Below are 14911 nucleotides of genomic sequence, written 5' to 3' on the forward strand. Positions count from 1 at the left end.
CCGGAGCCGGACCGACGGCGAACAGGCGCACGGAAAGGGGTACGGACCTCGACCGTCCGCCGCGGCCGGGCGCCGGGCAACCGGACCGCGCCTGTTCGGGTGACCGGCCCCGCGCGCCCCCGGCGGGGCCGGGCGGCGGCTGGTAGTCGTTGTCCGACTGCTGTCCGGGCCCGGGCCGGCGGGCTCGACCGGGGCCCGGCCCCGAGTACGGAAGGTGCGCCGCGTGACTCTCCTGCCGAAGGACGCCGTGGAGCGGGCTCCGCGCCCGTCGCGCACGCCGCGACTGGACCGCCGGCGGGCGGCCGCGCGCCGACGGCGCGGCCGGGCCCTGGTGGGCTGGCTCACCACCACCGACCACAAGCGGATCGGCACCCTCTACATCACCACCGCGTTCCTGTTCTTCCTGGTCGGCGGGCTGATGGCGATGCTGATGCGGATCGAGCTGGCCCGGCCGGGGCTGCAACTGCTCTCCAACGAGGAGTTCAACCAGCTCTTCACCATGCACGGCACGATCATGCTGCTGATGTTCGCGACCCCGCTGTTCGCCGGCTTCGCCAACTGGATCATGCCGTTGCAGATCGGCGCGCCCGACGTGGCCTTCCCCCGGCTGAACGCGCTCGCCTACTGGCTCTACCTGTTCGGCTCGCTGATCGCCCTCTACGGCTTCGCCACCCCGGACGGCGCGGCCGACTTCGGCTGGTTCGCCTACGCGCCGCTGAACAGCGCCGAGCACAGCCCGGGCCTCGGCGCGGACCTGTGGATCATGGGCCTGGCCTTCTCCGGCTTCGGGACCATCCTCGGCTCGGTCAACTTCATCACCACGATCGTCTGCCTCCGGGCCCCCGGGATGACGATGTTCCGGATGCCGATCTTCGTCTGGAACATCCTGCTCACCGCCGTCCTGGTGCTCTTCGCCTTCCCGGTGCTGGCGGCCGCGCTGCTCTGCCTGGAGTCGGACCGCAAGTTCGGCTCGCACGTCTTCGACGCGGCGAACGGCGGGGCGCTGCTCTGGCAGCACCTGTTCTGGTTCTTCGGGCACCCGGAGGTGTACATCATCGCGCTGCCGTTCTTCGGCATCGTCACCGAGATCATCCCGGTCTTCAGCCGCAAGCCGGTCTTCGGCTACTCCGGGCTGATCGCCGCCACCATCGCCATCACCGGTCTGTCGATCACGGTCTGGGCGCACCACATGTTCGTCACCGGCCAGGTGCTGCTGCCGTTCTTCTCGATCATGACGATGCTGATCGCGGTGCCGACGGGGGTGAAGTTCTTCAACTGGATCGGCACCATGTGGAAGGGCTCGCTGAGCTTCGAGGCCCCGATGCTCTGGACGGTCGGCTTCCTGGTCACCTTCCTGTTCGGCGGGCTGACCGGGGTCCTGCTCGCGGCGCCGCCGATCGACTTCCACGTCTCGGACTCGTACTTCGTCGTCGCCCACTTCCACTACGTGGTCTTCGGCACCGTGGTCTTCGCGATGTTCGCCGGCTTCCACTTCTGGTGGCCCAAGTTCACCGGACGGATGCTGGACGAGCGGCTCGGGCGGATCCACTTCTGGACGCTCTTCGTCGGGTTCCACGCCACCTTCCTGGTGCAGCACTGGCTGGGCGCCGAGGGCATGCCGCGCCGCTACGCCGACTACCTGGCCTCGGACGGCTTCACCACGCTGAACACCGTCTCCAGCATCGGCTCCTTCCTGCTCGGCATCTCCACCCTGCCGTTCCTCTACAACGTCTGGCACACCGCGCGGTACGGCCGCAGGGTCACCGAGGACGACCCGTGGGGGTACGGGCGGTCGCTGGAGTGGGCCACCTCCTGCCCGCCGCCGCGGCACAACTTCGTCACCCTGCCCCGGATCCGATCGGAGTCCCCGGCCTTCGACCTGCACCACCCCGGGATCGCCGAGCTGGACCGGCGGCAGAACGCCCGTGAGCCGCTGGTCTGAGCGGGCCGGTGGGCGGCCGGGGGCCGGCGGCCGCTCGTTAGGATGAGAGCGCGTCCCGCCGGCTGCGGGGCGCGGCATCCGGAGGGAGTGGCCGTCATGGCAGAGGAGAGGCACGCCCCGGCGGCCGGGGATCCACGGGCCCGCCGGCGAGGCCAGGGCGAGCTGGAGGCCCAGGTGCTGGCGGTGCTCCAGCGGGCGCCCGGCCCGGCCACCGCGGTCTGGGTTCAGGAGCGGCTGGACGGCGGCCTGGCGTACACCACCGTGATGACCATCCTGTCCCGGCTGCACGCCAAGAAGGCCGTCTCGCGGACCCGTTCGGGCCGCTCCTACCTCTGGCAGGCGTCCTCCGACGCGGCCGGGCTGGCCGCACTGCGGATGCGCCGGATGCTGGACGGCGAGCCGGACCGGGACGCCGTCCTGGCCAGCTTCGTCACCGCCCTGCTGCCGCACGACGAGGAGCTGCTGCGGACGCTGCTGGACAGCGCCGGTGCCGACCCGGCAGTGGCCGACCACGAGAGCTGACCCGTGGGCGTCTTCGTCTTCCTCCCGCTCATCCTGCCGCTGACCGCCGTCCCGATCGCCCGGCTCACCGAACAGCACCTGCATCCGCGCGGGGCGTCCCGGCTGCTGACCGTGATCAGTGCGGTGATGGCGCTGTGCAGCGCCGTCTGCCTCGGCCTGACCGGGGTGGTGGGCACCGCCCAGATCCCGGGCAACCCGCTGCCGGACAGCTGGTCCGACCCGGAGGTGCGGGCGGCGCTGCCGTACCACGAGACGGTCGGCACGGCGGCGATCTGCGTCCTGACCGTGGTGGCCGGGGCCTGTCTGCGCACGGTGGTGCGACACCTGAGGATCCGGGCCCGGGCCCGCCGGGCGCTCGGCCGCGACCTCGGCGGCACGACCGGGTACGGACTCGGCGGCACGACCGGGTACGGACTCGCCGGGACCGCCGGGTACGGACTCGGCGGCACACCCGGCGGGCTCCCGGACGACCTCGCGGTGCTGCCGGACGACCGGCCCTACGCCTACGCGCTGCCCGGCTCGCCGGGGCGGGTGGTGGTCTCCACCGGGATGCTGGCCGGGTTGGCGGCCGACGAGCGCGAGGCGCTGCTCGCGCACGAGCGGGCGCACCTGGAGCACCGGCACCACCGCTATCTGCTGATCACCCAACTCGCGGGCTGCGTCAACCCGTTCCTGCGGCCCCTGCAGCAGGCGGTGGCGTACAGCGCGGAGCGGTGGGCGGACGAGGAGTCGGCCCAGGCGGTCGGCGACCGGCGGATCACGGCCCGGGCGGTGGCCCGGGCGGCGCTGGTCTCGCACCGGGCGCCCGCTCCCGGCTTCGCCGCCTTCGCCGCGCCGGGGGCCGTGCCCGGCCCGGTGCCGCGCCGGGTGGCCGCGCTGCTCGGCCCGGTGCCGTCCTCGCGGAACTGGCCGCCGGCCCACACCCGGGCGGGCCTCGCGGCCATGGTGGCGGCGATCGGAACGGCCGCGTCGGCGCTCTGCGCGGTCAACGCGGCGGTGGCGCTGCTGCTGGTGCTGAAGGCCGTCACCCCGCTGTAGGGGCCGGGCGCTGTAGGGGCCCGGCACCGGCGGACCGCGCGTGGCGGGCCGGTTCTGCGGTCGGTCCGGTCGTCGGTTCTGCGGTCGGTTCTGCGGTCGGTTCTGCGGTCGGTCCGGCGGGCGGCGGCGTAGACACGGCGGACAGCGGGCATGGCACGTCATAGGGGTCGGCCGTCCGTCGTGAGAGGGTGCCCACCATGAAGGTGATCGAGTTCGTCCTGAACGCCATCTGGCTGATCTTCTGCGGGATCTGGATGGCGCTCGGCTACGTCATCGCCGGCATCATCTGCTGCGTCCTCATCGTCACGATCCCGTTCGGCATCGCCTCGTTCCGGATCGCCGGTTTCGTGATCTGGCCGTTCGGCCGGACGACGGTGGAGAGGCCGGAGGCCGGGGCGGCGTCCTGCGTGGGCAATGTGATCTGGCTGGTGTTCGCGGGCTGGTGGCTGGCACTGGCGCACATCGCGACGAGCATCCCGCTGTTCGTGTCGATCATCGGGATCCCGTTCGGCTGGGCCAACCTCAAGATGATCCCGATCTCGCTGATGCCGCTGGGGCGCGAGGTGGTACCCACCGACGAGCGGTTCGGCGCGCGCTGAACCGCCCCCGCGGGCCGGTTGTCGGCCCTCCGGCGGTCCCGGCCCCGGTCACTCCACGGCCTCGCGCAGCCGCCGGAACTCCCGTGCCAGCGCGTCCGGCGTGTAGTGCGCGTTGAGCCCGCTCGGGTTGGGCAGCACCCAGACCTCGGTCTCCCCGAGGCCCTCCGGCTGCCGGCCGACCGCCGCCGTCCGCCGGCCGAAGGCCGTCCGGTACGCGCCGATGCCGAGCACGGCCAGCGCCCGCGGGCGCAGCGCCAGGACGCGGGCGGCGAGCGCGGCCCCGCCCTCGCGCAGTTCGTCGGCGGTGAGCTCGTCCGCCTTGGCGGTGGCGCGCGGGGCGACGTTGGTGATGCCGAGGCCGAGGTCGAGCAGCTCGCGCTGCTCGTCCGGGCGGAACTGGCGCGGGGTGAAGCCGGAGCGGTGCAGCGCGGGCCAGAACCGGTTGCCCGGCCGGGCGAAGTGGTGACCGGTGGCGCCCGACCAGAGGCCGGGGTTGATCCCGCAGAACAGCACCCGGAGCCCGGGGCCGGCGATGTCCGCGATGGTGCTGCCGCGAGCGGCGAGCAGCTGGTCCTGCGTGGGCTTCCTGGGTGTCTCGGTCACCCGCCCAGTCTGCCGGTGGCGGCCGCCGGCCGGGTACGGGGGTGGTGCGGTCCGCACCCGGCCGGGCGGCGCGGCTACCCCGGTACGGCCACCGCCAGCAGCCGGGCCCGGCGCCGTGCGCGCAGCCACCGCACGCCGTAGACCACCGCCGCCGCGTACGCCCAGCCGGCGAGGACGTCGACGATGAAGTGCTCAGCCCCGTAGACCAGGGTGAACGCCATCGCGAGCGGGTACGCGACCAGCAGCACGCGGACCCACCGCGCGGCCGTCGGCCAGAAGAAGAACAGCAGCATCGCCGGGTACGCGGAGTGCAGCGAGGGCATCGCGGCGACGTCGTTGGCGAACCGGCTGCCGTTCTCGAAGACCGACCCGGCCCGGGGCAGCCCGCTCTGCGTCAGCACGTCCGACACCACCCGGGTGAGCGCCGGCATGTGGCCCTCCTGCGCGGTGAGCCACGGCGGGTCGGCCGGGAACAGGATGTACGTCGCGAAACCGGCGAAGGTCAGCGCGAGGTAGCAGGTGAGCAGGTGCCGGAACCGGTCGTGGCGGCGCCGCCAGAGCACGGCCAGCACCACGAAGATCATGAAGAAGTGCGACATGTAGACGAGGACCGCCGCGTAGTCGTACCAGTGCGGCGAACCGGCGGTGTAGAGCCCGTGCTGCAGCCGGACCGTCCAGGTCTCACCGAAGCCGAGCAGCTCGTCCGCCCGCAGCTGCGGCCGCCAGTGCGGGGCCCACGGGGTGTGCGCGCCGTACCCGCGCAGCAGCGAGTACGCCCAGACGACGGCCATCACCGGCACCCAGTCGCGCAGCACCAGCAGGAAGCCGCGCGTCCCGTGGCCGCTGTGCACGGCGGCGGCCAGCAGCGCGCCGATCAGCCAGCAGAAGACCACGTCGTTGGAGTACGGCAGGCCGTACGTGCGCACGTACCAGAGCAGGGCGACGAGGTAGAGCGGCCACGCCAGGAGCCGCAGCCGCGTCAGTGCGCTGGCGCGCGCACCGGGCAGCGGCCGGGTCACCGGACGCAGCCGCCCGGCGCTCGCGGGTGGGGGCGGCGCCGGGCGGAGCAGTTTGGTCATGCCAGCCGAAGCTAGCAAGGCATTCTTTGAGAACTCTTCACGCGAACGGCCTGTCGTCCAGCAAAGACTCAGAAAGACGCCGGACAGCGGAACGGCCTGGCCCGCCCGATCGGCCCCGTGCGGCGCGGGGCGGGCGGACTCCGCGGCAGGTCGCGGGGCCGGTCGGCAGTGGTCAGGAGACGGCGGTCAGGAGACGGCGGTCAGGAGACGGTGCCCAGCTCGTGGGGCGTGTTGTTGAACCGCCGGCCGCCCTGGTCGGTCACCGTCACGATGTCCTCGATCCGCACCCCGAAGCGGCCGGGCAGGTAGACACCGGGCTCGATCGAGAAGCACATCCCCGGGACGAGCGGCTGCTCCTCGCCCTCGACGAGGTAGGGCGGCTCGTGCGTGGTGATGCCGATGCCGTGCCCGGTGCGGTGGATGAAGTACTCGCCGTACCCGGCCTCGGTGATCACCCGGCGGGCGATCCGGTCGATCTCCTGGCAGGTCACGCCGGGCCGGACCGCCTCGAACGCGGTCTGCTGCGCCTGCCGGACGACGTCGTGCACCGTCCGCACCTCGGCCGGGACGTCCGTGCCGACGTGCACCGTCCGGGTGGTGTCGGAGCCGTAGCCGTCCTTGAGGCCGCCGAAGTCCAGGACGACGGTGTCCCCGGCCTCGATGACCCGGTCACCCGCCTCGTGGTGCGGGTTGGCGCCGTTGGGGCCGGAGCCGACCACGGTGAAGTCGACCTGGCTGTGCCCGTACTGGATGAGCAGGGCGCTGAGGTCGGCGGCCACGTCGGTCTCCCGCCGGCCGGCGAACCGCACCTCCAGGATGCCGCGGTAGGCGGCGTCCGCGGCGCCGCCGGCCGCGGCCAGCCGCTCCAGCTCGTCGGTGTCCTTGACCGCCCGGAGCATCGGCAGCGCCTCGGTGAGCGAGGTCCAGCCGGCGCCCGGCAGGGCGGCCTGGAGGCCGAGCAGGTGCATCGCCCAGGCGTTGTCCGAGACGCCGTAGCGGCCGGCGGGGTCGAGCAGCGGGACGGCGGTGTCGTAGGGGCTCTCGCCGTCCGTCCAGTCGAGCAGCCGCAGGCCGGGGGCGCCGGTGGCCCGTTCGGCGTCGGGCCGCTCCAACTTGGGGACGATCAGGGCGGGTTCGCGCCCGTCGGTGAGGAGCAGCGCGGTCAGCCGTTCGGTGATCGCGGTCGGCTGGTAGCCGCAGAGGTAGACCAGGTCGGGGCCGGGGGCGACGACCAGGCCGCTGAGTCCGGCGGCGGCCGCGTCGGCGGTGGCCCGGGCCATCCGGGCGGTGTAGTCCTCGGTGCTGAACGGTCGTGGCATGAGGGTTCCTCTCTGCGTCTGTCCCGTACCGGAAGTGCTGCGTCTGCCCCGTACCGGAATTCCGCTTCTGTCCCGTTGGGTCTTCCCCGCTTTCTTCCCCGCTGTCTTTCCCGCTGTCTTCCCCGCCGTCCTTCCCGTTCTGGAACCGGGCCCGGACCGGTGGCCGTCCGGGTCGGGCCGGCCGCCGGGCGCGGGCTGTCGCGCGTACCGAACTCCCTCACGTCCGGGCGGACCCGGCGTAGTGCCGGAGGAACAACGCCTCGACGTGGGCCATGTGTTCGATCTCGCCGGGATCGACGCTCTCGTTGGGCGCGTGGATCAGGCAGCGCGGCTCCTCGACGCCCATCAGGATGATCTCCGCGTCCGGGTAGGTGCGGGCGAACACGTTGCAGAGCGGGATCGAGCCGCCCTGGCCGAGGAAGGAGATCGGCTTGCCGTAGACCTCCCGCATGGCCCGGTCGAGCGCCTGGTACGCCGGCCCGCCGGTGGAGGCCTGGAACGGCGAACCGACGCTCTCCGGCTCGACCGTGACCTGCGCGCCCCACGGCACGGCGGCCTTCAGGTGCGCGGTCAGCGCGTCCTGGGCGGCCCGCGCGTCGGTGCCGGGCGGCACCCGCAGGCTGACCCGGGCGCGGGCGGTGGCCGGGACGGCGGCCGCCGAGCCGACCACCGGGGGGCAGTCGATGCCGAGCACGGTGACGGCGGGCCTGGCCCAGAGCCGGTCGGCGACGGTGCCGGAACCGGTCAGCCGGACGCCCTCCCGGACCCCGGCGTCGGTGCGGAACTGCTGCTCGTCGTAGCCGACGCCGCGCCAGGTACCGGTGGCGTCCAGGCCGTCGATCCGGGTGCCGCCCTCGGCGTCGCGCAGCGAGTCGAGGGCGCGGATCAGCGCGGCCAGGGCGTCCGGGGCGGGCCCGCCGAACATCCCGGAGTGCACGTCGCCGGCGAGGGTCGAGACGCCGACCACCACGTTGGTGACCCCGCGCAGCGAGGTGGTGGCGGTCGGCACGCCGACCGCCGCGTTCCCGGTGTCGCAGACCAGCAGGGCGTCGGCGTGCAACTCGCCCGCGTGCGGCGGCACGTACGCCTCCAGCCCGCCGGTGCCCTGCTCCTCGGAGCCCTCGGCGACGAACTTGATGCCGACCGGGAGGTCGTCGCCGAGCGCCCGCAGGGCGGTGAGGTGCATGACGATGTTGCCCTTGCAGTCGGCGGTGCCGCGTCCGTACCAGCGGCCGTCGCGCTCGGTGAGCTCGAACGGCGGGGAGGTCCAGGCGGCGTCGTCGAGCGGCGGCTGGACGTCGTAGTGGCAGTAGAGCAGGACGGTCGGGGCGCCGGGCGGCGGCGGGCGGTGGCCGATCACGGCGTGGCTGCCGTCCGGCGTCTCCTCCAGGTGGACGTCGCGCAGGCCGGCCCCGGTGAAGGCGGCGGCGACCCACTCGGCAGCCTCGCGGCACTTCTCCGGCGGGTACTGGCGTGGGTCGGCGACGGAGGGGATGGCGACCAGCTCGGCCAGGTCGTCCTTGGCCCGGGGCATCAGGGCGGCGATCCGGCGGGCGAGTTCGTCGGTCATGGGTACGGCTCCTGGGCGATCGGTCGGTTCGGTGGGCTGATCGTCAATTGCGCACGGTGTCGCGGAGCTTGAGGTCGTCGATCTTCTGCCGGATGTCGGCGAGCCTGTCCGGGCAGTACACCGAGAGCACGATCGACTCCGCGAACACCACCTCGCGGTCGGAGAGCACCGGCCGCTGCCCGGGACCGCCCGCGCCGTTGGACATCCCGTACTTCCACTGCGCCTGGTTCAGCGCGTCGGCCGGGTTCTCGCAGACCGCGCCGCCGTCCTCGCCCAGGGTGTGCACGATCTGGCTCTGGCTGGGCACCGGGTAGCCGGCCGCCGTCAGCGCGGACGAGAGCTGCTTGGCCTTGTCGTTGGCCTCGTTGGTGCTGTGCAGCTGGGAGTACGTCAGCAGACCGGTGATCAGCATGCCGACCAGCAGGGCGATCGCGCCCAGGTAGATCCAGCGGTGGCGGGAGGCCATCATGGTGCCGGTCATGCCGCACCTCCGGTGGTGCCGCGCCGCTCCTCGGCCTCCTGCTCGGCCAGTTCGGCCTGGGCGTCGGCGTTGCGCCAGGAAGGCTTGCGCAGCCTCAGGAACAGGTAGGGGATCACCAGGCCGAGCAGCACCAGGCCGCCGCCGACGATCGCGACGTACGACCAGACACTGCCGCTGCCGAACTGCGAGGACGGGACGAACCCGATCGCCATCGCGGCCGCCGAGGCGATCAGGCCGGTCACGCAGACCGGGACCAGCGCCGGGGCGCGGTAGCCGCGGGGGTGGTCCGGCTGGGTGCGGCGCAGCCGGATCGCGGCGGCGAACATCAGCAGGTAGACGATCAGGTAGACCTGCGTGGTGATCACCGAGAAGATCCAGTAGGCGCTGGAGACGTTCGGGATCAGGGCGTAGGCGAGGGCGATGACCGTGGTGACCACACCCTGGGTGACCAGCAGGTTCTGCTGGATCCCCTCCTTGTTCAGCCGCTGCAGGAACGGTGGCAGGTAGCCCTCCTGGCGGGAGATCATCAGCAGGCCCTTGGACGGTCCGGCGAGCCAGGTGAGCATGCCGCCGAGGGAGGCGGCGATCAGCGCCACCGCGATCACCGGGGTGAGCCAGCCGATGTGGAAGTACTGGAAGAAGGAGTCGAAGGCCTGCATCACGCCGGCCGTCAGGCTCAGCTGGCTGGACGGCACCACCCAGCTGATCGCCAGCGCGGGCAGGATGAAGATCAGCAGGACCATCCCGGAGGCGGTGAACATCGACCGCGGGAACTCCCGGGCCGGATCGCGGAGCGAGGAGACGTGCACCGCGTTCATCTCCATGCCGGAGTAGCTGAGGAAGTTGTTGACGATCAGCACCAGGCTGGCCAGGCCGGTCCACTGCGGGAAGAGGTGCGCGGCGTTCATCGGGGCGGCCGAGGTGTTGCCCTGGCCGAGGAAGACGAGGCCGAGCACCACGAGCAGCGTGCCGGGGATCAGGGTGCCGATCACCAGGCCCCAGGAGGAGAGGCCGGCCACGGCCTTCGTCCCGCGCGAGGAGACCCAGACGCCGGTCCAGTACAGCACCATGATCACGACGGCGGTGTAGGGCCCGTTGCTGGCCAGCGCCGGGTTGACCACGTACGCGATCGTCGAGGCCACGTACGCGAGCAGCGACGGGTAGTAGAAGATCGTCATCGCGAACTGGCACCAGACGGCGAGGAAGCCCAGCGGCTTCGACAGGCCCTCCGACACCCACCGGTAGACGCCGCCCTCCCAGCCGGAGGCCAGCTCGGCGGAGACCAGCGCGGTCGGCAGCAGGAAGACGATCGCGGGGACGAGGTAGAGGAAGACGCAGGCCAGGCCGTAGACCGCCATGGTCGGCGCGGCCCGGAGGCTGGCCACGGAGCTGGTCGTCATCAGCGCCAGCGTCAGCCAGGACATCCGTGGTGCGCCGGCCATCCGGGTGGCGACCGCGCCGCCGCTCCTGCGGGCGGCGCTCGGGCCGGGGCTGCCCCGGCCGGGCGAGGGTGCCTCCATCGAACTCATGCGTCCTCCTCGGGTGCGGCCCGGGGTACGTCCACCGGGGTCCGCTCCGGCGGTGGGGTTCGCCCCGGGAGAGCCCCGGGGGCGGGCCGTACCCGGCCAGTTCACCCGGTTGCCGGGGGTGTCGCATGCGGCGTGCGCCCGCTCGGGTGAGCGACTGTCAGGGATGCGCGGCGGAGGTTTGGCCCGCGGGGGCCCCGGTGCCCGGTTCACCCTCCCGGTCGGTCATCCGGTCGGCCGTCCCGGTGCCTCCGGCGGTCAGGACCGCCTGGTCCGTCCGCGTGGGCCGTCCGCACGCCGCGCCGCGGCCTCCGGCGGTCCGATGCGCCCGGGCCGTCCGATACCTCCGGGGCCCTGCCCGGGGCCCTGCCCGAAACCCTGCCCGGGGCCTGCCCCGGGCGCCCGAACCCGGAGCCGCGCCGTCCATCCCCTACCCGTCCGGGTACGGAATGGTAAATGCCGGGCGGAGTGTCAGTGCCTTGGTTCAGGATGACTGAATGTCGTACGAACTTCAGGCGCTGATCGGTTCGGCGGAGCTGCTCGCGGTGGCCGCCGCGGAGGTCCCGGCCGCCCGTCTCAGTCCGCTGGCCCAGGGGTTGGCCCTGATACCGGCCACCCCCGCCTTCCTGTCCGCGCTCCAGTTCGGCCGCGGTGAGCCCGGGTTCGGCGGTGAGTCCGGTTTCGACTGGTTCCCGGACGGCCTCGAACGCCGGCTCGCCGCGTGGTCCAAGGCCGGTCCGATCGCCTGTGTGGAGGCCGACTACTTCGGTGGCAGCGGCACCCAGCGCGCCGCCGTCTGGGCCGACGGCCGGCTCGACCTGGGCCCGCTCGTCAGCGGCGAGTTCGAACCCAGCCCGCCCGAGGGCACCCCGATCTCCCGCGCCCTGCGGCGCATCGGTGCCCGCGTCGTGGACGCCCACCACCACGACGAGTTCGAGGCGGTCGGCCTGACCGCCCACCGCCGCACCGACGGTTGGGCCGCTCCCGACGGGGCGTGAACCGTTCGGCGTACCCCGGTGGCTGGGTCAACTGGCTTGCCCCAACGTGTGAATCAGGCATTTCGCCTGATTCACATCGAGAGGAAGCATCACCCATGCGTGCCACTTGGATGGCCGCCGCGCTGACCGCAGCCATCGCGCTGACCCCGGTCGCCACGGCGTCCGCCACCGCCGCCGGCAACGAAGCCGCGGCCCTCACCCCCGCCAGCTCGCTCCCGGCGTTCCTCGCGGACGTCCCGCTGCCGGTCGGCGTGCCGCCGGTCGCGGCCCCGCCGGTCTCCGCCCCGGCTCCGGTGCTCCCCGCCGCACCCGACCTCGCCGCGGCGCCGGCCGCCGTGCCCGACCCGGCCGCCGCGCTCGGGGTGCTGGGCGGCCTGGGCGATGTCCTCAAGCTGGTCAGCGGCCTGCTCTCGGCCGCCGTTCCGTCGACCGGCATCCCCGACCTCGGCGTCCTCCAGCAGCTGATCGCCACGCTCGACGCGGCGACGAAGGACCTGCTGGCCCAGCTGCCCGCGGCGCCGGCGGCGGCCCCCGTGCCGGTCCCGGCCCCGCTGGACCAGCAGCCGGCGGCGGATCCCCCGCGCACCACCACCCCCGCGCTCCCGCCGCAGGCCCTGGAGGACCGGCTGGCCTCGCTCGGCGCCAAGGCCAAGGCCCTGGTCGACGCCGCCACGGCCGCCAAGCCGGGCCGGGCCGCCGTCCAGCAGTCCGTCACGGCTCTGGCCCCCGACACCGTCGCGACCACCACCGGCACGGCCACCCGCCTCACCGGCCCCTGACCCACCGCCCGGCACGACGGCCCCCGGACACCACACGGTGTCCGGGGGCCGCCGCCGCTGCGCGTCCCGACGGGACTAGCGGTAGTTCACGTACTGGAGCGCGAAGTCGAGGTCCTTGCCCTTGAGCAGGGCCTGGACGGTCTGCAGGTCGTCGCGGCTCTTCGAGGTCACGCGGAGCTCGTCGCCCTGGACCTGGGCCTTGACGCCCTTCGGGCCCTCGTCACGGATGATCTTCGCGACCTTCTTGGCATCGTCCTGGGAGATGCCCTCCTTCACGTCCGCGAAGATCTTGTACTCCTTGCCGGACAGCTGGGGCTCCTTGGCGTCCAGCGCCTTCAGCGACAGGCCACGCTTGATGAACTTGCTCTGCAGCACGTCCAGAATGGCCTTCACCCGCTCCTCGCCGCTGGCCTTCATCTCGATCGTTTCGCCGGAGCGGCTGATCTCGGCGCCGACGTTCTTGAAGTCGAAGCGGGTGGCGATCTCACGCGAGGTCTGGTTGATCGCGTTGTCGACCTCCTGCCACTCGACCTTCGAGACGATGTCGAAACTGGAGTCGGCCATGGGTGTTGGTCTCCTTGATGCTCTGGCTTCACTGACACGGCCCGCCCCACCGGACGCCCGCAGCCCCAGCCTATCCAGCACCACCCCGCCCCCGCCCCCGACAGCCACGCCACATCCTTTGATCATCACGTGACCAACCAGGTGGCGAACCACCCCCCGGCATCAGGTATCGTTTACGGAGTCGAACGGGGCAAGCCCCGCGAGGCGCCAAATCCTGGCTGGTTGCCCGAGCGGCCAAAGGGAGCAGACTGTAAATCTGCCGCGTAAGCTACGCAGGTTCGAACCCTGCACCAGCCACAGGATAGAGAAGGGCCCGTGAACTGCGGAAACGCAGAACACGGGCCCTTTCTCATGTTCGCCGCGATAAAGGTCGAACGAAGGTCGAAATGACCGGGTTGTCTCGGCCTGTCTCACCTCCTGACCAGCGCGTGTGGGACATCTGTGGGACGGCCCCGGGCGGATCTGCGGTCAGTCCCACTCGCTGAGCCCCTCGGCGATCCGGTTGTTCGCTGCCTCCATCGCGCCGTCGAGGCATTTCGCGTAGACGCGCAGCAGCACGGCGATGCTGTGGCCGGCTCGCCGGGCGCATTCCGCAGGGTCCACGCCGGACCGAAGCCAGAGCGAGATCCCCGCGTGCCGGAGGTCGTAGGGGCGCTTGGCCAGCGGCGAGGAGGCCTGCTCGGGCGTAAGGACCCTCTCGCGGGCCCGCTGCCAGACAACGCCGTAACCGCTCTCCTGCACCATGCCGCCGCGCGAGGTACGGAACAGCCGACCGTCCGGGGCCACACCGTGCGTGGCGATGTGATCACGAAGCATTGCCACGTAGAGCGGGGGGATCGGAACGGGCCTGGTGTCCTTTTCGGGCCTCCACTTGAGACCCCGGTCGTCGTGCGGCTTGCCACTGTCCGTCCAAGAGCTGCCCACGCGCGGACGGGTCCTGCCGAGGGTCAACATGCCCCACGCACCACCGGGCGGGAGGTAGCAGTTCGCATCCCGGAGGAAGACGGCCTCGGCCGGCCGCATGCCCGCGTGATACATCCCGCCGAAGAATGCTTCGAGGTGCTGGCCCCGGGCGCCCTGGCTGCGAACGGCGGCCAGCAGGTCCCGAAGCTGGCGGGGATTGGCCACCACGGCGGGGTCCACCTCCTCGACGGTGCTGGGCGCTGTCCACTGGACTAGCTTGAGCGGGTTGTGGGGGAGGCGGCGGGCCTCGACGGCGTACCCGAGAGCGTTGTGGAAAATGTTCTTCTTGCGGATCACGCTGGACGGCGCGGCCTTGGAGCCGTCGAGGTTCTTGGCGAAGGCCGTGAGCACCCGGCGGATCACCATGGGGTCGTCGAGCTGACTCATCGGCAGGGAATGACGCTCGACCCACTCCAGAGCCTTCCGAACCTGTTCCGGGGGCTCCTGTGTCCAGCGATTCATGTTGAATGCCCAGCTGTAGAGGGCCGTCCGCAGCTCACGGATGGGAGGCATGCCCACCCGTGACCTCACCAGCTGCGGCGTGGCGACGGCCAGCATGTCCGCGTGCGTCGTCCGGGTCTTTGCCGGAGACTCCGGCCACTTCATCTCCACGTAGTCCCGGGCGTGTGTGTACCAGCTCACGTCGTCCCGGGCGCGCACCGCCGACATCGGCAGGCCCGAGATCTCGTCGAAGGGTTCGCCGCTGTTGACAGCGGTCAGAAGCTTGGAGCGCTCGCCATCCGCGAGGGTCTTTGTCTTGAAGGTGGTGGAGAACGGCGTACTGCCGACCTTCCACCTCAGTTCGAACGTGTTGGGACCTGAGCGCTGGTTCTCCCGGATCGCCCAGATCCGGACCTTGAACGTGGGCTTGGGCAATTTCGGAACTCCTTGCAGAGGAGGGCCCCGGCGGCTACCGGGGCCCGGCGGG

The 14911-nt window shown here is 72.2% G+C and carries 14 protein-coding genes and 1 tRNA gene; 7 read left to right on the forward strand and 8 right to left on the reverse strand.

Annotation, left to right across the window (positions count from 1 at the left end; translation table 11 throughout):
- Positions 1 to 283: 283 nt before the first annotated feature.
- From ctaD to ABZ497_RS04565, 4 genes are all read left to right on the forward strand, one after another.
- Complete coding sequence (gene ctaD, locus ABZ497_RS04550; RefSeq protein WP_359803665.1) at positions 284 to 1942, forward strand: cytochrome c oxidase subunit I; 1659 nt, start codon at positions 284 to 286, stop codon at positions 1940 to 1942.
- 96 nt (positions 1943 to 2038) lie between these two features.
- Positions 2039 to 2464, forward strand: a complete 426-nt coding sequence (locus ABZ497_RS04555; RefSeq protein ID WP_329488209.1) for a BlaI/MecI/CopY family transcriptional regulator — start codon at positions 2039 to 2041, stop codon at positions 2462 to 2464.
- 3 nt (positions 2465 to 2467) lie between these two features.
- Positions 2468 to 3502, forward strand: coding sequence for a M56 family metallopeptidase (locus tag ABZ497_RS04560; protein WP_359803368.1), 1035 nt, complete (start codon positions 2468 to 2470; stop codon positions 3500 to 3502).
- A gap of 197 nt (positions 3503 to 3699) precedes the next feature.
- Positions 3700 to 4101 carry a YccF domain-containing protein gene (locus ABZ497_RS04565; RefSeq protein WP_329488206.1) on the forward strand — a complete coding sequence of 134 codons (402 nt, stop codon included), beginning with the start codon at positions 3700 to 3702 and terminating at the stop codon, positions 4099 to 4101.
- Positions 4102 to 4149: 48 nt separating this feature from the next.
- On the opposite strand, the gene mug is transcribed toward ABZ497_RS04565, so the two are convergent.
- The 6 genes from mug to ABZ497_RS04595 all read right to left on the reverse strand — a co-directional run bounded on the left by mug (position 4150) and on the right by ABZ497_RS04595 (position 10595).
- On the reverse strand, positions 4150 to 4704 hold the full coding sequence (gene mug, locus ABZ497_RS04570) for a G/U mismatch-specific DNA glycosylase (protein ID WP_359803370.1): 555 nt from the start codon (positions 4702 to 4704) through the stop codon (positions 4150 to 4152).
- A gap of 74 nt (positions 4705 to 4778) precedes the next feature.
- Positions 4779 to 5783 carry a phosphatase PAP2 family protein gene (locus tag ABZ497_RS04575; protein WP_359803372.1) on the reverse strand — a complete coding sequence of 335 codons (1005 nt, stop codon included), beginning with the start codon at positions 5781 to 5783 and terminating at the stop codon, positions 4779 to 4781.
- 200 nt (positions 5784 to 5983) lie between these two features.
- A complete protein-coding gene (locus tag ABZ497_RS04580) occupies positions 5984 to 7102 on the reverse strand; it encodes an aminopeptidase P family protein (protein ID WP_359803374.1) in 1119 nt (372 codons plus the stop codon).
- 217 nt (positions 7103 to 7319) lie between these two features.
- The gene (locus tag ABZ497_RS04585) at positions 7320 to 8672 is read right to left on the reverse strand and encodes a dipeptidase (protein WP_359803376.1); all 1353 of its coding nucleotides are present in this window, start codon (positions 8670 to 8672) and stop codon (positions 7320 to 7322) included.
- Positions 8673 to 8715: 43 nt separating this feature from the next.
- Positions 8716 to 9153 carry a hypothetical protein gene (locus ABZ497_RS04590; RefSeq protein WP_359803378.1) on the reverse strand — a complete coding sequence of 146 codons (438 nt, stop codon included), beginning with the start codon at positions 9151 to 9153 and terminating at the stop codon, positions 8716 to 8718.
- Positions 9150 to 10595, reverse strand: coding sequence for an APC family permease (locus ABZ497_RS04595; RefSeq protein ID WP_359803667.1), 1446 nt, complete (start codon positions 10593 to 10595; stop codon positions 9150 to 9152). The genes ABZ497_RS04590 and ABZ497_RS04595 overlap by 4 nt, the downstream gene beginning before the upstream one ends.
- A 581-nt stretch (positions 10596 to 11176) precedes the next feature.
- Here ABZ497_RS04595 and ABZ497_RS04600 point away from each other — a divergent pair.
- Entirely contained in the window at positions 11177 to 11677 is a 501-nt protein-coding gene (locus tag ABZ497_RS04600; RefSeq protein WP_359803380.1) for a hypothetical protein, read from the forward strand.
- 95 nt (positions 11678 to 11772) lie between these two features.
- Positions 11773 to 12456 carry a hypothetical protein gene (locus ABZ497_RS04605; RefSeq protein WP_359803381.1) on the forward strand — a complete coding sequence of 228 codons (684 nt, stop codon included), beginning with the start codon at positions 11773 to 11775 and terminating at the stop codon, positions 12454 to 12456.
- 75 nt (positions 12457 to 12531) lie between these two features.
- Here the strand turns inward: ABZ497_RS04605 and ABZ497_RS04610 are convergent, their stop codons facing one another.
- The gene (locus tag ABZ497_RS04610) at positions 12532 to 13020 is read right to left on the reverse strand and encodes a YajQ family cyclic di-GMP-binding protein (protein WP_329488198.1); all 489 of its coding nucleotides are present in this window, start codon (positions 13018 to 13020) and stop codon (positions 12532 to 12534) included.
- Between the two features lie 216 nt (positions 13021 to 13236).
- Between ABZ497_RS04610 and ABZ497_RS04615 the strand changes: the two genes are divergently transcribed.
- Positions 13237 to 13317 (forward strand) — tRNA-Tyr (locus tag ABZ497_RS04615).
- A 171-nt stretch (positions 13318 to 13488) separates the two neighbouring features.
- Here ABZ497_RS04615 and ABZ497_RS04620 read toward each other — a convergent pair.
- A complete protein-coding gene (locus ABZ497_RS04620; RefSeq protein ID WP_359803382.1) occupies positions 13489 to 14859 on the reverse strand; it encodes a site-specific integrase in 1371 nt (456 codons plus the stop codon).
- Between the last annotated feature and the right edge of the window lie 52 nt (positions 14860 to 14911).

The sequence above is a fragment of the Kitasatospora sp. NPDC005751 genome (assembly GCF_040630835.1).
Classification (GTDB): Bacteria; Actinomycetota; Actinomycetes; order Streptomycetales; family Streptomycetaceae; genus Kitasatospora.